We start from the raw sequence: 26,006 nt of genomic DNA, 5'->3' as shown, positions 1-26,006 counted from the left end.
TCTATCTCGCCGTATTCGATGCCAGGGATGGCGATTCAGCACGCGTTCGCTCGGCGAGCCAGCGCCGTATCTCGGCCGCCGCCGCGGCCGAGGCCGAGCCGATGATCGAGAAATGATCCGCGTCGATCTCGACCGTCTGGCAGGTATGCAGCCACGCGGCCACCGGTTCGGCGAGATTCAACCCGGGCAGTTGGGTCGCGGCCCGCAGATCGAACGTCGGCGCAGCAATCGGCAACGGTTGCCGTTCGTCGAATATCTGCGCATACTTCGCCATCGCGATCAGGCCGTGATCGCTGATCTCGGTGATCTCACTGTCGAGTTCGAGCACCGCGCCGATCGCGCTGACCAGCACTTCGCGACTCTGCTCTGGATCGGCGGGCGAATAGGTGTCGAGCAATATCACCGCAGCGGCCGCGCGGCCGTCGCTTTCCAGCCGATGCGCCAGCGCGTGCGCGATCGCACCACCCGCCGAATAGCCGACGAGCACGATCGGCCGGGCATTACCGATGTCCGCGACGGTCGCGGCCAGGCTGTCCAGCAACGCGTTCCAGGAAGCGGGCAGCGGCTCCCCCGGGCGGGTGCCCGGTAGACGCAGCGCAGCGACGGTATGGTCGGCGCCCAATTCGCGTGCCAGTCCGCCGAATTGGTGCGGCCCGGTGCCGACCACGAACGACGGCACACAGATGATCGCCGGGCCGGAGGTGCCCCTGCTCAGCGGTATCGGCGTGGGCCGGACGGGCAATTCGACGGCGGTCGCGAAGGTTTCGACGAGCATGGCGCTCTCCCGCAGCATCGGCAATGCCGCGCCGACCCGCCCACGCCGGTGCGCTGCCAGTACGAGATCGGTGAGCCCGCCGCGCGTCCCGGATGTCCGGGGAGCCGCGGCCGCGGCGCGAACCGTCGTGGACGCCTCGACAGCGGTGTCCAGGATTTCGGTCATCCGAGAGCCGAGGTACTCGGCCAGTCCGCGGGCGGTCGGGTGATCGAAGACGAGCGTGGACGGTAACGCCAACCCGGTGGCCTTGGTCAACCGGTTGCGGAACTCTACTCCCGCAAGCGAATCGAAACCCAGCTCGGTGAACGGAGCTGTCGGATCGATCATGTCCCCCGACCCATGTCCGAGACTGGCGGCGACGTGCTCCCGGACGACGGCGAGCACTACCCCGGCACGCTCGGATTCGGGAGTCCCGGCCAGCCGCTGTGCCAGCGACTCCCCGCTCTCGGCGCGGCGGGGCGCCGCGCTGACGAGCGAGCTGAGCGCTTTGGGCAATGCATCCGAGGCGGCCTGCGTGGCGAGGGCCGACATGTCGAAACGCACACCGACGATCGCCGGGACACCGGCGGCCATGGCCGTGTCGAGCAGTGCCATGCCGTACCGATCATCGACCGGAACCAGGCCCTCTCGGCGCATTCTGGCGAAATCGGCGGCCGAGAGGGTGCCGGTCATACCGTCGGTGCCGCGCCATGGTCCCCACGCGACGGCCGTCGCGGGCAGGCCGTCGCGGTTCCGCCGCCGCGCCAGCGCGTCGAGGACCGCGTTCGCCGCCGCATAGTTGGCCTGGCCCGGGCTGCCGATCGTCCCCGCGAACGAGGAGTAGAGCACGAACATCGACAGATCCAGACCCTTGGTGGCCTCATGCAGATGCCAGGCCGCGTCGACCTTGGGTCGCAGCACCGTTGCCAGCCGCTGCGGGGTCAAATCGGCGAGCAAACCGTCGGCCAGTACGCCCGCCGCGTGGACGACGCCGGTCAACGGATGTTCCGGCGCGATGGCCGACAACAATTCGTCCAGCGCCGTTCGGTCGGCGACATCGCAGGCGACCACGTCCACCTGCGCGCCCAGCGCGGTCAACTCGGCCACCAGATCGGCCGCGCCCGGCGCGGCGGGACCGCGCCTACCCGCCAGCACAAGCCTGCGCACACCATATTCGGCGATCAGGTGCCGAGCGGCCACGGCGGCCAATCCGCCGGTGCCGCCGGTGATCAACACCGTGCCGTCGGGCCGAGGCGTCGAGACGATCGCCGACGCAGTGTCGGTGCGGCCGCGACTCAAACGCGGCACGTACGAAATGCCCTGGCGCAACGCCACTTGTGATTCATCGGTGTCGGCCAGCGCCGCGGCGACGCCGATGCGGTAATCCGCCCAGCGGTCCACGTCCACGATCGCGATGCGCCCGGGGCTCTCGTGCTGGCCGCTGCGCAGCAGACCCCAGACAGCGGCGGCGCCGAGATCCACCGGCTCGTCCGCGTGCACGGCGACCGCGTTGTGGGTGACCACGACGACGCGCTCGTATCGCATCAGCAGGGTGCCGACGCGCGTCGTTACCTCGGCGAGCCGACTGTGCACGGATTCGGGCAGGTCGGCATCCTCGATCGCTTCGAGCAGCCGGACCACGGCGACCGAACTGCCCGCGACGGCCACAGTTTCGCCGTCGTCGGTGAATGCCCACTGCTCGTCGGTACCGGCCGGTGCGGCGGTCGCCGTGACCCACCGCAGCTGGTAACCGCCGCGACCCGCCGCAGCGGCGCCTGCGGCGTCGAGCGCGGCGATCGGAATCGGGCGCATGGTCAGTGCCGCGACCTCGAGCACCGGCACACCACGGGAATCGGTGAGCGTCATCGCGATTCGCTGATTGTCCGACTCACTCGAATCCGGATCGGCCGCGCGCAGCCGGACCCGGACCGACCCGGCTCCGACCGCACGCAGATCCACGTTCTCCCACGAATAGGGCACGACGATTTCGCCATCGGCGCCCGCCGCGGTCAATCCGGTGAACCGAATGGCGTGCAGTGCCGCGTCCAGCAGCGCCGGATGCACTCCGAACCGGCCGGCCGATGACTGCTCCGGCAGGTTCACCTCGGCGAAGACCTCACCGTCACCGCGCCACAGCGCGGTGAGCCCTTGAAACAGCGGCCCGTGCCCGTAGCCGCGCTCGACCAGATCGGGATAGAAGTCGTTGATATCCACCGGCTGCGCTCCGGCCGGCGGCCAGTTCGCCATCACCGAATCGACTGCAGCCGAATCCGGCTGCGCGACCAGCGTTCCGGTCGCATGACGAACCCATTCGGCCGATTCCGGCGCGCCGTCTCGTTGCGGACGTGAGTACACCGACACGACCCGCGCGCCGGTGGTATCCGGTCCGGTCGCCATGACCCGCAATTCCACCGCTCCGTTCGGCGGCACGATCAGCGGTGCCGTGACGACCAGTTCGGCCAAGCGCGGACTGCCCACCATCGCTGCGACGTGCAGTGCCAGTTCGATGAATCCGGTTCCCGGCAGCAGCACTGTCCCACCGATCACGTGATCGGCCAGCCAGGGGTGGCTGGACAACGACAGCCGTCCGGTCAGCGCCACCCCTTCGGAGTCCGGCAGCCATACCGCCGCACTCAACAGCGGGTGCGCCGCACTGTCCAGACCGGAGCCGCGGACGTCCCCGGCGTCGGGAGCAGCGGCCAGCCAATAGCGCTGATGTTGGAACGCGTAGGTGGGCAAGGCGATTCGTCGCGTCGTACGCTCACCGAACAGTGAGCGCCAGTCGACACCGCTGCCCGCGGTGTACACCTGGGCCAGGAAGGTCACCAACCGGACCACTTCGTCGGCGCCGCGACGACTCGCCGCGCACACCAGTCGGGCGGGCGAAGTATCGGCATCGTCGTCCAGACACTGACGGATCATGGCTGTCAGCACGGCGTCGGGGCCGAACTCGAGGAAGCGCTGTACGCCGGTGCCGGCGAGCAACCGGATGCCGGGCGCGAACCGGACCGCGGCGCGCACCTGCCCGACCCAGTAGCTGGGGTCGGTGAATGCCTCGCCCATCGCGCCGGTCACATTCGACACGATCGGCAGCAACGGCGGCCGGTAGGTCACTCCCGCCGCCACGGAACGGAATTCGGCCAGCATGGGTTCCATCAGTGCCGAATGGAACGCGTGACTCACCCGCAGTCGCGTCGTTGTGCGACCGGCGCTCGAGAACACCCGCTCGACGTCATCGACGGCGTCGGCGGCACCGGAGACCACCACCGAGTCGGGGCCGTTGATCGCCGCCAGCGACACCCGATCGCCGTAATCCGCGAGTACCCGCACCGCCTCCGCTTCGGACACCGCGACCGCGAGCATCGCGCCGCCCCGGGGTAGCGCACCCATCAACCGACCACGCGCCGCCACCAACGCGCACGCATCCCCCAGCGACCACACCCCGGCGACATAAGCCGCGACCAACTCGCCGATCGAATGTCCGATCAACACATCCGGTGACACACCGAACGACTCCACCAACCGGAACAACGCCACCTCGAACGCGAATAGCGCGGGCTGGGTCCACTCCGTCCGATCCAGCACGCCTTCGGGATCAGCGAACATCACTTCCCGCAACGACCCGCCCACGAGACGGTCGAACTCGGCGCACACTTCGTCCAAGGCCGAGGCGAATATCGGGAACGCCTGATACAGCTGCGCACCCATACCGATCCGCTGTGCCCCCTGGCCGGTGAACACGAATGCCGTCCGACCCCCGACGGGTCCGCCGGCTACCGCCGACGCTGAACCGGACGAGAGGTCCGCCAATCCGGCGAGCAGTTGCTCGCGGTCCCGGCCGACGGCGACGCCGCGCCATTCCAGCTGCGCACGCGTATCGATCAACGACCGCGCCACGCTCAGCGCGTCGGCATCCGGGTGGTCGAGCAGCCACGTCCGCAGCCGGTCCGCCTGGGCCCGCAGACCGCCCTCGGTTTTCGCCGAAACCGGCCATGCCACCACCTCGGTGTCCGGAAGTACCGGCTCTCCGGACGCTACGTCCTCGTACCGGGTGAGTGTGGGTGCTTCCTCGACGATCACATGCGCGTTGGTGCCGCTGATGCCGAAGGACGAGACGCCCGCGCGGCGCACCCGCGGCCCCGCTCGCCACGGCTCCGCCTCGGCCAGCAGCCGCACCGCGCCCGCGGACCAGTCCACATGCGGCGAGGGCGTATCCAAATGCAATGTCTTCGGCAACATCTCGTGCCGCAACGCCTGCACGATTTTGATCACGCCACCGACACCCGATGCGGCGACCGCGTGGCCGATATTCGATTTCAGCGAGCCGATCCGCAGCGGCTCGGCTCGATCCTGGCCATAGGCCGCGATCAATGCCTGCGCCTCGATCGGGTCACCCAGCGGGGTACCGGTCCCGTGCGCCTCCACGGCATCGATATCGGCGGGCTCCAACCCGGCGGCCGCCAGGGCCGACGCGATCACCCGCTCCTGGGACGGACCATTCGGTGCGGTCAGACCATTCGAGGCGCCGTCCTGATTCACCGCGGAACCCCGGATCACGGCGAGAACATTGTGGCCCGCTCGCCGTGCGTCGGAAAGACGCTCGACGACCAGGACACCCACTCCCTCGGACCAACCGACCCCGTCGGCGTCGGCGGAGAACGACTTGCATCGCCCGTCGGGGGAAAGACCACGCTGACGTGCGAAGTCGATGTAGAGCTCCGGACTGCCCGAGATGGTGACGCCGACGGCCAGTGCCATCGACGTTTCGCCGTTGCGCAGGGCTTGACAGGCCAGGTGCAGCGCTACCAGTGACGACGAACACGCCGTATCGACCGTCATGGCCGGTCCCTGCAGACCGAACACGTAGGCGATCCGGCCCGAGATCACGCTGTCCGAGTTGCCGGTCATCCGGAAACCCTCGTGCTCGCCGACCACCCGCTCGACATAGCCGGACGGGGTGGCGCCGACGAACACTCCGGTATCGCCGCCGTGCAATGCCACCGGGTCGATCCCCGCGTCTTCCAAGGCCTCCCAAGCCGCCTCCAGGGACAGCCGCTGCTGTGGGTCCATGGCGGTGGCCTCACGTGGGCTGATGCCGAAGAAGCCGGCATCGAAAGCACTTACGTCGGTGAGGAATCCGCCTTCGCGGACATAGGTGGTACCCGGCTTGTCCGGGTCCGAGTCGAACAGGCGCTCGAGGTCCCAGCCACGGTCGGACGGGAAGGGCGTGATCGCGTCCGTGCCCGAGGCCACCAGTTCCCACAGCTGATCCGGCGATGCGACACCACCGGGGTAGCGGCAGCTCATCCCGACGATGGCGATCGGCTCGTCCGCCCGCGCTCGGCGGGCGCTGCGCTTCGGCCGGCGTTCGGTACTGGGCGCATCATCCAATTTGGACACGATGAACGTCGCAACGGCATGTGCGGAGGGGTAATCGAAGACCAGGGTGGAGGGCAGCGCCAGACCCGTGGCCTTGGTGAGCCGATTGCGGAACTCCACCCCGGCCAGTGAGTCGAAGCCGAGCTCGGTGAACGGAAGCGCCACATCGATCGCGGCATCGGAGGCGTGACCGAGCACGGCCGCCGCCTGTTCCCGGACTATCGCCAGGGCCACCTCGGCACGTTCGGCGGCCGACGCCGATGCCAGCCGGCCCACCGGCGTGCCGGTCTGCCTGCGGGCAGGCGCGGCCGCGGTGACCAAGGGACTCAAGATCTTCGGCAGTGCACCGGCCTCGGCCTGCGCCGCCAATCCGGCCGAATCGAACTGTGCGCCGACCACTACGCCCGCGCCGGCCGTGAGCGCCGCGTCGAACAGCGCGAGGCCCTCGGCATCGGCGATGGGGCGAAAACCCAACCGCCGCAATCGCGCCAGTCCGGCCGCACCGAGTTCGCCGGTCATACCGCTACCCGCGTGCCACGGCCCCCAGGCCACCGCCACACCGGGCAGGCCCGCCTGACGCCGCAACCGGACCACCGCGTCCGCGAAGGCATTCGCCGCCGCGTAGTTACCCTGCCCGGGGGAACCCGCGACGCCAGCGACCGAGGAAAACACCACGAACGCGGACAATTCCGCGGCGCGGGTCAGGTCGTGCAACAGCCACGCCCCGTCCACCTTCGGTCCGAAGACCCGGTCCACCTGCTCGCCGGTCAATGTCTCGATGGTTCCGTCGTCTACAACACCCGCCGAATGGACGACACCGGAGAGCGGGAACGCCGCGGGGATCGCGGCCAACACTGTCTCCAGAGCGGCGCGATCGGAGATATCGCAGGCCGCCACGTCGACCTCGGCACCCAGCGCGGAGATCTCCGCGACGAGTTCCGCCACACCCTCGGCAGTACGACCTCGCCGCGAGACCAGGAGCAACCGGCGCACGCCGTGTTCGGCGACCAGGTGCCGCGCCACGAGCGCGCCCAACCCGCTGGTACCACCGGTCACCAGGACTGTCCCCGCGCCGAAGGACTTCGCTGCCGCATCCGATGCGGGCTCGCGCCGCAACCGCGGCATCGACAAGCGACCGGATCGCACCGCCACCTGCGGTTCCCCTGTCGCCAGCACGGCCGACACCACCTCGGCGTCGATCTCGTCATCGCGGTCGAGCAGCACTATCCGGCCAGGGTGTTCCGCCTGGGCGCTGCGCACGAATCCGGCCACGGCGGCGGCCACCGGATCGGGTGACTCGTCCGGCAGGCCAATGGCGTTGCGCGTTACCACAATCAGCCTGGTCTCGGCGAGCCGCGCGTCCGACAGCCATGAGCGCAACAACTCGATGGTCGCTTTCACCGATCGGCGACCCGCCTGCGCGACATCCGCACCGCCGGATTCGGCGGCGTCGACCAGCCAGACAGCCGCGTCCGCGGCAACATCGGCGGTGGCGAGTTCGCCAACGCCCCCGAAGTGATCGTCGATCCCCGCCACGATCTGGTCACCGAGTACCGCCATCAACGCCACCGGCGTCGAGGACACCGGCGGCACGGACGCCCACTCGACGCCATAGAGCACGGGCAGTGCGCCTCCGGCGCGCACCCGTGCCACGGTGCGGCGTTCGACCGGGTGCACCACAAGGGAATCCGTGCTCAGCACCGGTTCGCCCGTTACATCGACCACGTCCAGCCGGATCCGATAGCCGCCGGAACGCTCGGCGCGCACGCGGACCGGTCCCGAACCCGTCCGCGCCATCCGCACACCGGTGAACGACACCGGCAACGGCAACCTGCCCTCGGGAATATCGTCCATGACGAAGTCGAGCGCAGGATGCAGGCATGCGTCGAACAACGCCGGATGAATGCCGAACCCGGCCACCTGCCCGGCAGCGGTCTCGTCCAGCGACACCTCCGCGAATACCTCGTCGCCGCGCCGCCACATCGCGCGCACGCCGAGGAAGGCCGGGCCGTACTCGAGACCGAGATCGGCGATCCGCCGATACAGCTCCTGCTCGTCGAGCTGCTCGGAATCCGCGGGCGGCCAGTCGAATTCATCCCAGATCGGCGGTGCCTCGGCTGTGTCGGCGAGCATGCCACGGGCATGCGGCACCCATGCCTCGACCTCATCGGTGCGCTCGGTCCGGGAGAAGATCGTGAAATGTCTGCGCCCTTCCGGCTCGGCCTCGCCGACCGCGATCTGCAGATCGACCGGGTCCGCGCCGAGCACCAGCGGAATATCCAGGGAGATCTCCTCGACGAGTCCGAGGCCCAGCCGGACCCCGATGGCCGAGGCCAGTTCCAGATATGTCGTCGCCGGGACGACCGCGGTCCCGAAGACCTGGTGATCGGCGACCCACTGGTGCGCCGCCTCGGACAGCTTTCCGGTGAATAGCCATTCGTCCTTGCCCGCCACTGGGACTGCATCCGTCAGAATCGGATGCTCCGAATTGCCGGACACCACCGAGCGATTCGGTTGGAGCCAGTAACGCTCGTGCTGAAACGCGTACGTCGGCAAGGACACTCGCGCCGGGGACCGGTCGTCGAACAGCGGCGACCAGTCGACGTCGATGCCCGCGTTGTCGGCCTGCGCGAGGAAGGTCAGCACCTGCGTCACCTCGTCGGCGCCGCGCCGGCCCGACGCGGCCACCAGCGACTTGGCTTCGATGTCGGCCGGCAGGCACTGACCGGTCATCGCCGTCAGCACGGCGTCGGGGCCCACTTCGAGGAATCGGCGAACACCCGAGTCCACCAGGGTATGCACGCCCTCGGCGAAACGAACCGTATCGCGCACGTGGCCGACCCAGTAGATCGGTTCGGCATGCGCCTCGCCCGCGACGACACCGAAGACGTTCGATACGACCGGCAGCAGCGCGGTGCGGTAGGTGAGCCCGACAGTGACCGCTTCGAGATCCGGCAGCATCGGGTCCATCAACGCGGAATGGAAGGCGTGGCTGACCTGCAACCGCGACATCTTGATCTGCGCCGCGGCGAAGGTCGCCGCCAATTCCGTGATGGCCGCCTCGGTGCCGGAAACCACGATCGAGGACGGCCCGTTCACCGCCGCGATCGATACTTTCTCGCCGAAAGGTGCGATGGACTCTGCCACCCGGTCTTCCGTGGTCGCCACGGCCAGCATCGCGCCGCCTTCGGGTAACGCACCCATCAACCGACCACGCGCCACCACCAGCGCACACGCATCCTCGAGCGACCACACCCCCGCCACATACGCCGCCACCAACTCACCGATCGAATGCCCGATCAACACATCCGCAGACACACCGAACGACTCGATCAACCGGAACAACGCCACCTCGAACACGAACAACGCAGGCTGCGTGAACTCCGTCCGATGCAACAACTCACCATCACCGACACCGAACACGATGTCGCGCAACGAAACACCCGGCGACGACTCCCCCAGCAACCGATCGAACTCGACACACAACTCATCGAACACCGCAGCGAAAACCGGGAACGCCGCATACAACCCCGCCCCCATACCCACCCGCTGCGCACCCTGCCCCGTGAACAGAAACGCGATCTTCCCGCGCACCGGCGTGCCCTCGGCCACGTTCGACGAGGCCGAGCCGGCCGCCACCTCGGCCAACCCCGCCAGCATGGCGTCTCGATCGGCGGCGACGACCGTCGCTCGGTGCTCCAATCGGGCCCGGGTGGTCAGCAGCGCATGGGCCACGTCCACCGGCTCCGCCTCCGGATGCGCGGAGATCCAGGCATGGAGTCGAGCCGCCTGGGCACGCAGTCCCGGTTCGGATTTCGCCGATACCAGCAGCGGTACCTTGCCCGCGGCCACCAGCGGCGTACCCGACGGGAGCGGTGCCACAGCGCGTTCCGGTCCTTCGGGTGCTTCTTCGACGATGATGTGCGCGTTGGTGCCACTGATGCCGAAGGACGACACCCCCGCCCGCCGCACCCGCTCCACCGAACCCGACCACGGCTCCGCCTCGGTCAAGATCCGTACCGACCCCGCCGACCAATCCACATGCGGCGACGGCGCATCCACATGCAACGTCTTCGGCAACATCTCATGCCGCAACGCCTGCACAACCTTGATCACCCCACCCACACCCGCAGCCGCCTGCGAATGCCCGATATTCGACTTCAACGAACCGACCCGCAACGGCTCCGTACGACCCTGCCCATACGCAGCGATCAACGCCTGCGCTTCGATCGGATCACCCAACGGGGTGCCCGTCCCGTGTGCTTCCACCGCGTCGACATCGGTCGGATCCAGTCCGGCGGCGGCCAGGGCGGCCGCGATCACCCGCTCCTGCGACGGACCGTTCGGCGCCGAGAGTCCATTCGAAGCGCCGTCCTGATTCACCGCCGAACCCCGGACCACGGCAAGCACATTGTGGCCCAACCGCTTCGCATCCGAGAGCCGCTCCAACACCAGCACACCGACACCCTCAGCCCAGCCCACACCATCAGCCGACGCCGAAAACGCCTTACATCGCCCATCCCGCGACAGCCCGCGCTGCCGGGAGAACTCCATGAACATGAACGGCGTCGCCATCAGTTGGACGCCGCTGGCGAAGGCGAGTGAACTCTCCCCCTGACGCAGGGATTGGCACGCCAGATGAATCGCGACCAGCGACGACGAACACGCCGTATCCACCGTCACCGCAGGGCCTTCCAGCCCCAACGTGTACGCCACCCGACCCGACACCACACTGCCCGCCGAACCGGTACCGACGTACCCTTCGGCCACCGGACCCGCCGCCTTGGCAATCTGCTCGTAGTCCTGATAGGAGACGCCGACGAAGACGCCGGTATCACTGCCGCGCAGGGTAAACGGGTCGATTCCCGCGTCCTCCAACGCTTCCCACGACGCCTCCAGCAGCAACCGCTGCTGCGGATCCATCGCCGACGCCTCACGCGGACCGATACCGAAGAACCCGGCATCGAAATCCCCGACACCGGAGATGAATCCGCCGTGGCGCAGGTAGGACGTGCCCGAGTGGTCGGGATCGGGATGGAACAACCGCTCGAGATCCCACCCGCGATCGGTCGGGAATTCGCCGATCGCGTCGGTTCCGGACGCGACCACATCCCACAGCTGCTCCGGTGATTCGATACCCCCCGGGTAACGACAGCTCATCCCCACGATCGCGATCGGCTCGTCGGTACGGATACGGCGCGCGGGACGTTTGGCGACGCGGTTCGCATCGATGTCCACGTCGCCGACGCGCGATCGCACGAACGACGCCACGGCCGCGGCCGTTGGATAATCGAATACCAGCGTCGAGGGCAACGCCACCCCGGTGGCCTTGGCGAGACGGTTGCGAAACTCGACCCCCGCCAGCGAATCGAACCCGATCTCGTTGAACGGCGCGGCGGGATCAATGGCCTCACCCGAGATATGTCCGAGTACTCCGGCGACCTGCTCGCGCACCACGTCGAGCACGATCGTCTCGCGTTCCTGCACGGGGGCGGCGGCCAGCCGCAGCGCCAACGTGCCGCTCGCGTCCGCGATGCGCCGCACGGGCACCGAGACGATCGAGTGCAACATCCGGGGCAGCGAGCCGTCGCGGGCCTGCGCCGCCAAGGTCTCGGTATCGAATTCGGTTGCGACCACCGTCGATGCGCTCGCCGCGAGCGCGCGATCGAACAGTGCCAAGCCGTCCGCCGTCTCCAACGGACGCGCGCCCAGCTGACCCAACCGCGCCATCGCCGCGCTGCCGAGACCGCTGGTCATTCCGCTGGCCTGGTTCCAGGAGCCCCACGCGATCGATACGGCGGGCAGCCCCGCGGCCCGCCGGTCCGCCGCCAGCGCGTCCAGGAACGCGTTGGCCGCCGCGTAGTTGCCCTGGCCCGGCGAACCGATCACCCCGGCGATCGAGGAGAACAGCACGAACGCCGACAGATCCTGCTCGCTGGTCAGCTCATGCAGGTGCCAGGCGGCATCGGCCTTGGCCGTGAGTACTCGGTCCACCTGTTCGACGGACAGGGTCTCGATGGTGCCGTCGTCGAGCACGCCGGCCGAATGGATCACCGCGCTCGGCGCGAATTCGCCGGATAACTCGGTCAGCAGCGCCGCCAAGGCCGCACGGTCGCCGACATCACATGCCGCGACCCGCACCTGCGCACCGGCAGCGGTCAACTCCGACACCAAATCCATTGCGCCGTCGGCACGCTCACCGCGCCGCGACACCAAGACCAACCGCCGCACACCGTGTGTTTCGACGATATGGCGCGCCACCAGCGCGCCCAAACCACCGGTGCCACCGGTGATCAGCACCGCACCGGTACCGAATGCGTCCTCGACGGTGGCGGCCGGGCCGGACTGCCGCCGCAACCGCGGCGCCAGCAAACCGCCGTCGCGGACGGCGAGCTGCGGTTCATCCGAACGCACGGCAGCGGCGATCAGATCAGCGGTGGGATCGACGTCGGCGCGCACATCGAGGAGCACGAACCGCTCCGGGTGCTCGAACTGCGCACTGCGCACCAGGCCCCGCACCGCCGCTGCGGCCGTATCCGGCGCCTCGCCCGATACGCCGACAGCACCGCGCGTGAGCACCACCAGCCGGGAATCGTTCAACCGTTCCTGCGCCTGCCAGCTCTGCAAGAACTCCAATGCCGCGCGCACCCACGCACGAGTGCGCGTTGCGGTATCGGCATCGGCGTCCCCGGCCGGTGACCATACGATGATCTCCGGAGTCTGATCGGCTTCGAGCAGTTCGGCGAGCCCGTCATACGAATGAGCCACGCCCGCAACGTGTTCGGTGCCGAGCACCGCCACCGATGTCGCCGCGGTAGTTCCGGTCGGCACCGGCACCCACTCGACGTCCGACAGCGACGCACGCCGACCGGCCCCGCTGTTCAACGCCTTGGCATCGACGGGGCGGGCGGTGAGCGATTCGAGGCTCAATACCGGCTCACCCGTTTCGTCGAACGCGGCGACCCGGATCCGACCGGCGCTCAACCGAGTCAGTCGAACCCGGACCGCCGTCGCACCAGCGCGGTACAACCGCACTCCGGCGAACGAGAACGGCAGCGGCAACCGACCCGACGGCATGTCCTGCGCCAGCCCCGCGACGGCGGCGTGGAAGGCGGCGTCGAGCAGTGCCGGGTGAATCCCGAACAACGCGGTGGGAGCGCCGTTTTCGTCGCCGACGGCGACCTCGGCGAGGAGGTCGTCACCGTCGCGCCAGACCGAGGTGACCCCCTGGAATACTGGACCGTAGCCCAATCCCAGATCCGCCAGGCGGGCGTAGAGCCCGTCGTGCGGCTCCGGTTCCGCCCCGGCGGGCGGCCACTCGTCCGCCGAGCCGTGCCGTCCCGCCTCGACCCACGCGGGCACTGCCGACGCGGTGCGGGCCAGTACCCCGCTGGCGTGCGCAATCCATTCGGCCGCAGCAGCATCCGGTTCGGCGATGCCGCGCGAGTAGATCACGAACCGGCGTCGGCCCGCGTCATCGGCGGGTTCGACGGCGACCTGGATATCGACGGCGGTATCACCCTCGAGCATCAGCGGTCCTTCGAGCAGCAGTTCCTCGACGAAACCGGCATCGAGCCGCGCACCCGCGCTCAGCGCCAGTTCGACGAATCCTGCGCCCGGCAGCAGCACCGAGCCGAAAACCGTGTGATCGGCGAGCCATGGCTGCGTCCGCAGCGACACGCTGGCGGTGAACAGCCATTCGTCCTTGCCCGCCAAGGGCACGACGCCGGTCAAGATCGGATGGTCGGACGCTCCCGCCGACGACGAAGCACCGGCGAAAGGCTCCAGCCAGTACCGCTGACGCTGAAACGCGTACGTGGGCAAGGGCACTCGGCTCAGCGAACGGCCTGCGAACAAGGCGCGCCAGTCGACGCGGATGCCGGCGGTATGCGCTTGCGCCAACATCGTCAGGTACTGCGTCACCTCGTCGACCGAACGCCGAGACGCGGCGGCCACCAGCACATCCGCCTCGACGTCCTGGTGCCGGGCCAGGCATTGGCGTGTCAGCGACGCCAGCACCGCGTCCGGGCCGATCTCGACGAACCGCCGCACCCCGGTGGCGACGAGAGCGTCGACGCCGGGCGCGAATCGCACACATCCGCGCACCTGGGCGACCCAATATTCCGGATCGGTCACCTCGGCGCCCGCGGTGGTACCGGAGACGTTCGACACCATCGCGATCGCGGGTGTCCGATACGTCAACCCGGCGGCGACAGCGCGGAATTCGGCCAGCATGGCATCCATCCGTGCCGAATGGAACGCATGACTCACCCGCAACCGCGAGGTCTTGATGCCAGCGTCGGACAACTCGAGCTCCGCCGCCTCGACGACGTCCAGATCACCGGACAGCACCACCGAGGCCGGAGCGTTCACCGCCGCGACCGACAGGCGATTCCCATATGTCGCGACAAGTTCGGCGGCCCGCTCCTCGGTCACGGCCGCCGCGAGCATCGCGCCGCCTTCGGGTAACGCACCCATCAACCGACCACGCGCCACCACCAGCGCACACGCATCCTCGAGCGACCACACCCCCGCCACATACGCCGCCACCAACTCACCGATCGAATGCCCGATCAACACATCCGCAGACACACCGAACGACTCGATCAACCGGAACAACGCCACCTCGAACACGAACAACGCAGGCTGCGTGAACTCCGTCCGATGCAACAACTCACCATCACCGACACCGAACACGATGTCGCGCAACGAAACACCCGGCGACGACTCCCCCAGCAACCGATCGAACTCGACACACAACTCATCGAACACCGCAGCGAAAACCGGGAACGCCGCATACAACCCCGCCCCCATACCCACCCGCTGCGCACCCTGACCCGTGAACAGGAAGGCCGTCCGGCCCACGACAGACGCACCCGGCACCACCGAACCGGATGTCAGATCCGCCAACCCAGCAAGCAACTGCTCGCGATCGCGGCCGAGCACCACCGCGCGCCGGTCCCATTGTGCCCTGGTTTCGATCAGCGCAGAGGCCACGCTCCACAGGTCCGCATCGGGATTGTCGATCAGCCACTGCCGCAACCGCTTCGCCTGGCCCGGTAGCGCGTCGGCGGTCTTGGCCGACACCGGCAACGGGACCAGATCCGCCCGGACGGGAACCCCATTGTCGATGGTCTCGCCGTCGGACGGTGCGACAGTCGCAGGCGCTTCCTCGAGCACGATGTGGGCGTTGGTGCCACTGATGCCGAAGGACGACACCCCCGCCCGCCGCACCCGCTCCACCGAACCCGACCACGGCTCCGCCTCGGTCAAGATCCGTACCGACCCCGCCGACCAATCCACATGCGGCGACGGCGCATCCACATGCAACGTCTTCGGCAACATCTCATGCCGCAACGCCTGCACAACCTTGATCACCCCACCCACACCCGCAGCCGCCTGCGAATGCCCGATATTCGACTTCAACGAACCGACCCGCAACGGCTCCGTACGACCCTGCCCATACGCAGCGATCAACGCCTGCGCTTCGATCGGATCACCCAACGTCGTACCGGTGCCGTGCGCCTCGACCGCGTCCACGTCCGCCGGACTCAGGCCCGCGGCCTGCAATGCGGCCGCGATCACCCGCTCCTGCGACGGACCGTTCGGCGCCGAGAGTCCGTTCGAAGCGCCGTCCTGATTCACCGCCGATCCGCGGACCACGGCAAGCACATTGTGGCCCAACCGCTTCGCATCCGAGAGCCGCTCCAACACCAGCACACCGACACCCTCAGCCCAGCCCACACCATCAGCCGACGCCGAAAACGCCTTACACCGCCCATCCCGCGACAGCCCGCGCTGCCGGGAGAACTCGATGAACAGGAACGGGGTCGACATCACCGTCACCCCACCCGCCAGCACCAGCGACGTCTCCCCGCGCCGCAGCGCCTGACACGCCAGATGAATCGCGACCAGCGACGACGAACACGCCGTATCCACCGTCACCGCAGGGCCTTCCAGCCCCAACGTGTACGCCACCCGACCCGACACCACACTGCCCGCCGAACCGGTACCGGCGTAGCCCTCGGCCACCGGACCTGCCGCTCTGGCCGTGTGCTCGTAGTCCGCGTACATCACTCCGGCCATGACGCCGGTGTCGCTGCCCCGCAGTGTCGCCGGGTCGATTCCCGCGTCCTCCAACGCTTCCCACGACGCCTCCAGCAGCAACCGCTGCTGCGGATCCATCGCCGACGCCTCACGCGGACCGATACCGAAGAACCCGGCATCGAAATCCCCGACACCGCGCAGGAAGCCGCCCTCGCGCGTGTAGACCTTCCCGAACCGGTCCGGGTCGGGATCGAACAGCCCTTCCACGTCCCAACCCCGGTCCAGCGGAAACTCGCCGACGGCATCCGCACCCGAGGCGACCAGATCCCATAGCTGTTCCGGTGATTCGATACCGCCCGGATAGCGACAGCTCATGCCCACGATGGCGATCGGCTCGTCGATCTTCTCCCGCAGCTGCGTCAGATCGTCGCGCGTCGTCATGAGCTCGACAGTGACCTTTTTCAGGTACTCCAACATGCGATCGGACGAATCGCCAGTGCTTGTGTCCACGTGTCACATCCAGGTATTTCGAGGTTGACAAAGGAACCCGGTGTCGCGAGCGGCGACACGGGCTCAATGCGCTACCGTCAGGGTTCGGTCAGAGGTCGGTGCGGACGCGGCGACTCAACGAGTCAGCCAGCGACAGCCAGTTCGCTGCGTAATGTCTCGCCAGCTCGGCCACCGCGGGTGCGCAGTGCGTCGGCAGACTTTCGGCCATCGATGGCCAGTCGACCGCGTCGGGTCCAGAGAACTCCAACAATCGCAACAGCTTTCGACCGGACTCGGTGAAGCGCAGCGACGGATCGGCGCGCAGTCGGCGCACCGATGTCGTGAGATCGGGGGACGAACCCGCGGATGCGGGCGCGGCCGGCCCGGACGTCACACGATCGTGCCGTCGATCGTGGGGCAGGGCAGCCGATTCCGTTCGCAAACACCGCCGCACGTCCTTGGCGGTGGTCGGTGATACCCCTGCGGCCGACGCGATTTCCCTGGTCGAGGCGGTCGGATTCGCTTGCAGGAACTCGCGCGCCCGACGGCGGCGCTCCCCGGCGTCGACCGGAAACGGTGCGCCGGCGCGTCCGATCCGCCGCATGGGCGGGTGCGGAATTTCCGCACCCGGCCGCCGTCGCAGCGCTGCGACGGTCTTATCCGAGAGCCCGGCGACTGCCCCGAGCCGCCTATTCGACCATTCGGGAAAATCGACGAGCATCCGTGCGGCCGCGGCCTTTCGATCCGCCAGCGACAAGGGGAGACCGCGGGCGCTGTTGAGTTCGACGGCGAGTACGAACGCTTCGCGCGGTTCACCGTCGAAAAAGACGGCGTTGATCGTGGCCGCCTGCCGCCGACGCGCGGCCATCAGGCGGTGGACGCCATCGATCACCGTCATGGTGGCGCGATGCACGACAATCGGCGGCGGCGGTCCGGGTAATTGCGCGAGCAGGGCGACGTGTCGAGGATTCACTCCCGCAGATCGGACGGTATCCGATACGTGAAGCCCCTCGGTGGCGAGCTCTGTTATTTCCGACAGTCCCTGGTGGATGACGGCTCGAAAGCGCGTTTCAGCAGGCACAGGGTGCTCGACTGCTACCAAAACGTAGTCCATGCGAACGCTTCCCTCTACCGCGGTGAAAGGTGAGCTCGCGACGACGCCGTCGGTATCAGCACACTCGACACCCGCGACCAGCGGCCTACATCCCCCACCCCGACAATGAAATCAGTACTCACTCGACATCTCTTCTCGCTAGGCCGGCCCCTCGAATTGTGCTCGAGTAGCCGCCGAGCAACTCGCTCGTCCAGTAGCCTGCCAGCCTGGTCAGGTTCTCGCAACCGATGGGCGACCTTTTTGTTGACGCTTCTTCTATCGGCTATATTCGGCGGTCAGACGGCCGTGGTCAGGCCGACAACCTGTCGCAGTCACGCCGGAAACAGCGTCGCGTTCACACCGGACGCGAGCGCTGTCGATGCGAATCCGGTATCACTGTCAATCGTCGCTCCACAAATGCACGACGAAACGTCACTCGTCACGAAGAAAATCGGCGATTCGCCTTACATGCCGCTGTCACCTGGCATTATCCATCGAATCGACATCCACCTCCTTCTTTCAGCCCATTCCATCCAGCCGTGTCCGGCAAGCGCACGAACGTCCGGCGCCAGCGCCTGGTGGGTCGAATATAATGCCGCGGAGGGAACGGCCTCTACCGATGAACGTGATATTTACGCACATATCATAATGCTTTTGGAATTGTAACCGTGCGATGACCAAAACGACCTGCAGTCATTCTGAACCAGCAATTCCACCCTGCTATCACAGCAAACTGGCAGCGATCGGCGTCACTATTCTTCGCATGGTTTCCGGGACAGCACTGTGAAACTTATACGACGTACCTATTTCTGGCCCCGGCACGAATTCGGCAGACTTTCGCGAACCAACTGGCGACGTCGCGCGGGTGCACCGATAGGACGCCGACCGTTTCGTTGTATTCGACGGCCGAAGCGGGTGATGGGCGATTCCGCTGGGAGAGGGCCGGGTCAAGATCGAGACAGCGTCACGGAATGGGCCGCGGCCTCTCCTGGCCGGACTGGTTCGGACCAGTATGCGGAGTTGTCATGATGCGGCCCCAAAGCTCTAGCGGGATTCACTGTGCGCAGGGGTTTCGGCTCGTGGTGTATCGAGCTTCGACCTGTATACGGATGCTATGGCGTGGTATGTATCGAAACATCCGCCGTACCGGACAGGAATATCCGCATAGCAGCCAACGCTGCGCTCAATATGGTGTGCCTCGCGCTGCCGAACCCGGCGCGGTGCCGCACACTGGCCCCGATGGCTGGTGGGGATCTATCACGGTGGTGATCATGCTGTACTACCTCTATCCACGGCTACCGGCGCCGGTCGGCGGCGTCCACTCAGAGAATCCGGTCTTCCACGGCCATGTCGAGTTCGCCATGGCCGAAGTTCGCCAGCGCGTGCTCGGCGGCGTTGGCCAGATGCGGGCCGGTCGGCCGTATGCACGTCACGCCAATGTCGTTCCAGCACACCGGGAGTCCGGGCCGAGCGACCACCGGCGATCCGGGTTGACATCTCGACCGCGTCCATCGCGCGCTCGGTGGCTCGGACCTGGTCGCGGCGGGCGCGTAGCCGCAGTTCGAGCGGAATGTCCTCGCCCGCTTCGGCATAGCGCAGTTCCTCGGACAGATTGCGATCCATCTGCAGGATCGCGGCGTCGATCTCCGAGGCGGCGCGGGCAAGGCGCACCGCGACGGTCCGCTCCCGCATCCGCTCGACGAAGGCCACATAGGCGCCCTGCGCGGCGCCGAGTGCGGGCGCGGCGACCCCGGTGGACGGGCATGCCGCCGAGATGGTCCGAACGATCTCGAAGAATTCCACCGGTGACGATTTGTCGCGGCCGAATTCCCGGGCCGCAACATGCGGAAGACGCCCGCTTCGACCAGGTCACGAATCGTCTGTTCCGGTACGCGCCGTTGCTGTTCGGCCTGCTCGGCTCGCTGCCGGATACCAGGCACAAGATCACGAACCCAGTTAAGTGTCTTGTGGTTGGTCATAGCTGCCCTGCGTTGTGTCGAAGCTGCGTTGGGGTGTCGAGGCGGCCGGATGGCTCCGTGGACAGGCGCATCCTGTCACGACAACTGGAGATGTGCTCACGGAGCTCTTCCCAGCCGTGGGTCGCCGTCTATCTGTAGCGCGGACCGGCCTGGCCTGGCACATTCCTTCGAACCAGATGTCCCACGTCGGGTCACGCGGGAATTGCTGAATACCCTGAGGGTTTCGCGGTATGGAAATACCCGGCAATAACGGCGCGGAAATATCAAGTCGGCCGGCCTACGGCTGCGATCCGGCTGACCGGGACCGGTTGAGCCGGCTGATCGACGACACGACGACGACATCTTCGTACGCCATTCTGTCGGCGCTGCTGCGCTCGGCGGACAGCGACGCCGCGCGAGATCCGTTGTGGCGGCGGTGTGTTTTCGATCACTGCGGGGCCCAGGGTGTTCCCGTCGAACGCCGCGTCGGTGACGTGCGTGGTGCCGATGAATCCTGGCACAAGTGCGTTGGCGCGCACGCCGAAAGCAGTTCGCGACGAGGGCCGAAACTGTATGTGAAATTGCAGGTTCTGGTAGAGGTCTGCCTTGTCGGATCCGGGCTTGCGGCGAGGACCGACTGAGATATCGCCGAGTGCGTCGATGAGCTACCGCGCCATCGGCGCGCGCAAGCGCATCGCCCGACTCGACGAGGTCTGGCGGGACACGGTCCTGCTCGAACGCCGCGGCCCCGTGCGCTGATCCGTCTATTCGGCATGAAGCACCCTCGGCAGGTACGAGTCAGGCCACAAGGTTCAGTTGCGCGCGGTGGTGGTCGTAGTGCTGCCCCGGATAGCGGTGGATATCGGCGAGTGTCACGTAGTCAGCGAAATAAGGATCCCACCGCGTGGGATAGTGCATTCCGCGCTGAAAGTCGCTGTCGCGCTGACCGTTCAGTGATCGCAGCAACGAGCCGATCACCCGGTCGAACTCGGCGCCCAGCCGCCGACGGTAATAGACGCGCGCGGCCAGGCAGGAACCCTAGTAGTTGATCGCATGGAATAGTGGTGTCGCCGCATTGAGGACTCGGGCGAAGCCGCGCCCTACAGGATCGAGCAGCCGCCCGAACACACGGACCAAGATGAGCAGCCGCTGCACGATCATGTAGCCGAACACCATATGGAACGGCAACTGTTCGTTGGACCGTCATGTCCCGGACGACGGAGCGCTCGACTCGCACCACCACAACCTCGTCCAAGACCAGAGCTGACCGAACTCCCAACCCGCGACGACGCAAAACGCGCGGATTCGGCTGATCGGTGACAGAGGTTTGCGCACGTGGCAGCATCACGGGGGTGACCAACCATATCGCGGCGTTCCGTCGCGAGCGGGATACCGTTTTGGACTTCTGCGCCCAGCTCACGCCAGCGGAATGGGCGGCGCCGAGCCGGGCCGCGGGCTGGCGGGTACGCGATGTCATCGCCCATCTCGGGTCGGAGTGCCACCTGAACTTCACCCCGGATCTGGTCAAGGTCCTACGCTCCCGAAATATCGAGCGACTCAACGACGATTTCGTCGCCCGACGCGCCGACTGGGACAACGATCGCGTGGTCGGGGAAATGGCGAGATGGAGTTCGCGGATCGCCACCGCGGCTTGCACGACCCAACGGTGGCCGCTTGCATCGATCCGCATTCCGATCGGCGAACTCGGTTCCTACCCACTGCGTTTGCTACCGTCGCTGCTGACCTTCGACTTCCACACGCACCTGCGCCACGACATCGCGCCCGCACTCGACAAACAGATCCCCGCCACCGACACCGACCGGATGAGTTCGATACTGGAATGGATGTTGGCTCTATTGGCCGACTTCGGTGCGAACGACAGGAACTGGCTCGACCGGCCGATCGGGTTGACGCTGACCGGAACCGGCGGCGGCACATGGCGACTCGAGCCCATCGGGCACGGACGGCTGCGCGTGGTGGTCGGCTCCGATGACCAGACCGCCGCGCAAATTACCAGTGCTGCGATGGATTTCCCGTCCTGGGCGACAACCCGCACGCCCTGGCGATCCCATAGCGTCGCCATCACCGGCGACACCGAACTCGCCGAACACTTCCTCGACTCGATCAACCTGGTCTGACCTCCGCCCCGCACCCGAGATATCAAGATCAGGCCGAACACCAGCACACAGGACCACAGCGTTGCCTTCTTCCGGGAGCACACCGAAGGCGGGCATCTCCCCGCGTTCGAAGTTCCCGACCTGTTCGTCGACGACATCCGCGCCTACCTGGGCGCTCCGGAATCGACGCGCGATCGGATTGTCACCGCGATGGTCGGCGCGGCGCTGGCCGACACCGGCAACGAGGAGTGGGAGCAATCCGATGGAGCAACCACCGTGATCTGGAACGGCTGGTGCGAATCCTGCGGAACACGCAGTCCGTCTTCGAGATCGACGTTTCTCAGCCATGGCTGAGGACCCTGCCCCGAATCTGGGGCCCGCTGGACGAACGGTCGCTGCGACTGCTGTCGGACCATCTGCGATCGGGCACCGTTGTCCTCGGCGACCGCCGGGTACAGGTAAATCAGTTGCGGGACAGTCGAACTCCGCTCGCTCGCGAGCGGGCCAGTCGGCATGGAAAGCGACTGACCGTGCAAATTGGGAACGCACCACGATGCCGATGAGTGCGTGGATCTCGAGTTCTTGCCCAGTTCGGCGCGGAACTATCGGCTGTATGGAGATCGGTGAGGCTTGTGGCCGAAACGGCCCTGGCGAGAACACGTGGGCACGATGTCAGCCACGAGTCATTTCGGCATGTTCCGGTCGGTGCGGCCGGGCGCGCCGAGTCTAGATGACCTTGGCGGCGATCAGGAGGTTCCAGATCTCGCCCTGGTCGATGACCTCGATGCCGAGCTTCTCCGCCTTGGTCAGCTTGCTCTCACCGACTCCCGCTCCGGTGATGAGCAGGTCGGTGTTCGCCGAGACCGAGGATGCTGCCGTCGCGCCTGCCTTCTCACACAGGCGTTGGAACGTCGGGCGGGCGACCTTCTCGCCGGAGCGCGGGTCGCTGATAGCGCCGGTGATTACCACCGTCTTGCCTGCCAGGGGCGCGCCGGCCGCAATGACCGGGGGGAGGTCCTCCTCGCGCACGTCCAGGCAGACGCCCGCCTCTCGCAGCCGCTCCAGTTCTGGACGTAGGCGATCCAGGTGCGCGACCAGGGAGGCAGCGACTTTCGGTCCGACATCCTCCACCGCCACGAGCCGTTCCTCGCCCGCGTCGGCGATCTCCTCCAGGGAGCCGAATCCCGCCCGGGCCAGGCGAGCGGCGGTGCCGTCGGAGGCCATCGGGATCGCCAGGCCGATCAGCGCGCGGCGCAGGCCGACCTGGCGGCTGGCATCGATCGAGTCGATCATGCGCGCGGCCGAGACCTCGCCGATGCGGTCGAACCCGAGCAGGCGTTCCTTTGTCAGCGCGTAGAAGTCCGACGGGCGCTCCAGGATGCCCGCCTCGGCCAGGCGTTCGATCCACACCTGCCCGATGGCATCGATGTCGGCCGCCGCCCGCGACGCCCAGTGGATGAGCCTGCGCACCGTCTGCGCGGGGCAGGATACGTTGGTGCAGAACAACTCCCGGCTGTTGCCCTGCTCGGTCACCGGTTGCTCGCATGAGGGGCACACGGTGGGCGGCACGATCTCGCGCTCGGAGCCCGTGCGTTTGGAGGCATCGAGCACTCCCGCCACGAACGGAATCACGTCGCCCGCGCGGCGCACCAGTACCGTGTCACCGACCTTGATGTCGCGGGCGCGGATCACCTCTTGGTTGGCCAGCGTGGCCTTCGTGACCGTCGTTCCGCCCACGAACACCGGCTCCAGCCACGCGACCGGGACGATCTTGCCTGTCTTGCCGACGTCCCAGACCACCTCGGCCAGCAAAGTGGTCTTCTCCTCGGCGGCGAACTTGAACGCCAGCGCGCCACGTGGCGAGTTCGACCGAGTCCCGGCCGCCGCGTAGGCATCACGGTCGGCCAGCCGCAGCACCGCGCCGTCGAGGTCGTAATCCAACTCATTGCGATCTTGTTCGATCGCGGCGATCGCCGCCTGCGCCTGCTCGGCGTCGGCGCAAAGCCGCATCTGCGCACCTGCGACCCCCACTGCCCGCAGCCCCTCCCCCAGGTCGACCGCACCGCCGCCGGCAGAGGTATCCAAGTCGAAGCCGAAGAACCGCAGGCGGCGCTCGGAGACCGCGGCCGGGTCCTTCGCCCGCAGCGTGCCCGCCGCGGCGTTGCGCGGATTGATCAGCGGCTTGTCCGGATGTGCCGTGTTGTAGGCGAGAAAGGTCGAACGCAGCATCACCGCCTCACCACGCACCTCCACCCGCCCCGGGACGTCAATTCGCTCAGGAACACCATCGACCAACGCGCGGACCAGCACGGTCACGTCGTCCCCAGTGGTGCCATCACCTCGGGTCGCCGCACGCACCAGCCGTCCGTCCTCGAAGACCAGGGCCAGGGACAAGCCGTCGAGCTTCGGCATCACCACCACCGACTGGCCGGCAAAGCGATCGAAGAACGCCGCGACCTGCTCAGGCTTGGTCACCTTCTCGAGTGACAGCATCGGCCGCGAGTGCCGGATCGGGGCGTGCAGCACTGCGGGCGCGCCGACCTGCTCCAGCGGATTCGGGTCGGGCGTGAGGTCGGGGTGCGCCTCGATCAGGCCACGTAGCTCGTCCTCGATCGCGTCGTACTCGGCGTCCGCTACCAGCGGCGAGCCCTGATAGTAGGCGTCGCGCAGCACCACAATGCGCTCCGCGAGCTCTTGGATACGTTCCCCAGTGTCCACAGCACCCGACGCTACCGATCCCCACCGACACGCACGTGGTCGACGCATGGGCGTTCAGTCTGCTCAATACCTCCATCTCGTAGTGGGCAGACCGAATTCCGCTTCGCTCGCGCAGACCGGCGCGACGGGACCTTGACAACCACGGCCGGAGGGCATCGCTCCAAATGCGACTGCCCCGCAGAGTGTTCCAACGTGTACGCACACTGACGGCAGGCCCCCGCCACCCCGTAGCGGCGATCGGCAGCGCACGGTGTGGAGGTCTTCGGCCCGATGAACCGCGAGAGCAGTAGCGAACCAGAGAGGCCACTTCTCGTACGAAAAGTGAACGAGCGCAGTGCCTTCGGCGTCGTAATGCCGGTCCGGTCGCGCATCGACCGATAACTCGGCTGAGATGCTCTCGGGCAATCCGAAGTATCACAGGAGCAGGTCGATGAGGTGGTGGGGTGGCCGCGCGGCGGGTCCGCGTTCCTACTCGAGGATTTCGAGCATCCGCCCTCCCAGAACCGCGGCGGAGTGGGGGTTCTGGCCGGTGACGAGGTTACGGTCCTCGACCATGTAGGGCTCCCAGATGGGGCCGCGGCTGTAGTTGACCTTGACCTTCTCCTTCAGGTCCGTCTCCAGCAGCCACGTGGCCCGTGAGGCGAGGCCGACGGCCTCTTCCTCCTCGTTGGAGAAGCCGGTGACGTTGTAGCCCTGGAAGGGCGAGACGCCGTGGATCCTGGTGGCCAGCATCGCGGCCGGCGCGTGGCACACGATGAACAGCGGGTTGCCCGACTCCAGCTGCGCCGTGAGCAGGCGGCCCGCATCGGCGTCGAACGCCAGGTCGGCCATGGGGCCGTGGCCGCCGGGCAAGTAGACCGCCACATAGTCCTCCAGGCGCACGTCCGACAGCTCGAGCGGCCGACGTATGGCCTCCGCGTCGCGGATGATCGCCTCCAGGTCCAGCGCGCCCTGTTCGCCCCCTGCCATCGCGGGGCGCAGGCTCATCATGTCGACGTTCGGTGTGGTGCCGCCCGGAGTGGCGACGACGACTTCGTAGCCTGCGTCAGTAAGCATCTTGTAGGGGTTCGCGAACTCCTCGGCCCAGTAACCGGTCGCGTACCTCGTGCCGTCCTCGAGCACCCAGTACGTGGCCCCGCTCACGATGAACAAGATCTTCGGCTTCGACATCACACACTCCTCTCCGACCGGCCCCTCCTCCAGCCTGACACCCGATCCGTCCCGGCGCCCGTGCCCGGCCGTCTTGAAACCTTGGATTCGAGACATCGACAGGTGCGCACCTGCGTTGGCCGAAACGCCGGAGTATGCAGTACCCCCTCCGGACGTCAGTGCTGAACACGGGCCGGAAACATCCCCGAATCCACAGTACCGGCACGAATGCGGGGGTACAGTCGAATTCCCTTGTGTAACAGCCGATCTTAGGTGCGTGTTCATGCGGACGTGGCGACATT

Annotated in this window: 8 protein-coding genes; 2 read left to right on the top strand and 6 right to left on the bottom strand. The window is 67.3% G+C overall.

Annotated elements, in window-relative coordinates:
• Position 1: 1 nt before the first annotated feature.
• From ACIBW7_RS40270 to ACIBW7_RS40260, 3 genes are all read right to left on the bottom strand, one after another.
• Entirely contained in the window at positions 2 to 16,657 is a 16,656-nt protein-coding gene (locus tag ACIBW7_RS40270; protein WP_397056015.1) for a type I polyketide synthase, read from the bottom strand.
• A 121-nt stretch (positions 16,658 to 16,778) separates the two neighbouring features.
• Positions 16,779 to 17,642, bottom strand: a complete 864-nt coding sequence (locus tag ACIBW7_RS40265) for a transcriptional regulator (protein ID WP_397055919.1) — start codon at positions 17,640 to 17,642, stop codon at positions 16,779 to 16,781.
• A 1,389-nt stretch (positions 17,643 to 19,031) separates the two neighbouring features.
• Positions 19,032 to 19,565: a hypothetical protein gene (locus ACIBW7_RS40260; protein ID WP_397055917.1), complete on the bottom strand. Its 534-nt coding sequence runs from the start codon at positions 19,563 to 19,565 to the stop codon at positions 19,032 to 19,034.
• A 484-nt stretch (positions 19,566 to 20,049) separates the two neighbouring features.
• Between ACIBW7_RS40260 and ACIBW7_RS40255 the strand changes: the two genes are divergently transcribed.
• Positions 20,050 to 20,361 carry a hypothetical protein gene (locus ACIBW7_RS40255; RefSeq protein ID WP_397055915.1) on the top strand — a complete coding sequence of 104 codons (312 nt, stop codon included), beginning with the start codon at positions 20,050 to 20,052 and terminating at the stop codon, positions 20,359 to 20,361.
• A 397-nt stretch (positions 20,362 to 20,758) separates the two neighbouring features.
• On the opposite strand, the gene ACIBW7_RS40250 is transcribed toward ACIBW7_RS40255, so the two are convergent.
• Positions 20,759 to 20,881, bottom strand: a complete 123-nt coding sequence (locus ACIBW7_RS40250) for a hypothetical protein (RefSeq protein ID WP_397055913.1) — start codon at positions 20,879 to 20,881, stop codon at positions 20,759 to 20,761.
• Positions 20,882 to 21,072: 191 nt separating this feature from the next.
• Between ACIBW7_RS40250 and ACIBW7_RS40245 the strand changes: the two genes are divergently transcribed.
• A complete protein-coding gene (locus ACIBW7_RS40245) occupies positions 21,073 to 21,858 on the top strand; it encodes a maleylpyruvate isomerase N-terminal domain-containing protein (protein WP_397055911.1) in 786 nt (261 codons plus the stop codon).
• A 705-nt stretch (positions 21,859 to 22,563) separates the two neighbouring features.
• Here ACIBW7_RS40245 and ligA read toward each other — a convergent pair.
• Complete coding sequence (ligA, locus tag ACIBW7_RS40240) at positions 22,564 to 24,555, bottom strand: NAD-dependent DNA ligase LigA (RefSeq protein WP_397055909.1); 1,992 nt, start codon at positions 24,553 to 24,555, stop codon at positions 22,564 to 22,566.
• Positions 24,556 to 25,023: 468 nt separating this feature from the next.
• On the bottom strand, positions 25,024 to 25,725 hold the full coding sequence (locus ACIBW7_RS40235) for a type 1 glutamine amidotransferase domain-containing protein (protein ID WP_397055907.1): 702 nt from the start codon (positions 25,723 to 25,725) through the stop codon (positions 25,024 to 25,026).
• Positions 25,726 to 26,006 lie beyond the last annotated feature (281 nt).

This window comes from Nocardia sp. NPDC049526, assembly GCF_044465765.1.
Lineage (GTDB): Bacteria > Actinomycetota > Actinomycetes > Mycobacteriales > Mycobacteriaceae > Nocardia.
The sequence above is the reverse complement of the archived record's forward strand: the minus strand, read 5'-3'. Positions and strand labels throughout refer to the sequence as shown.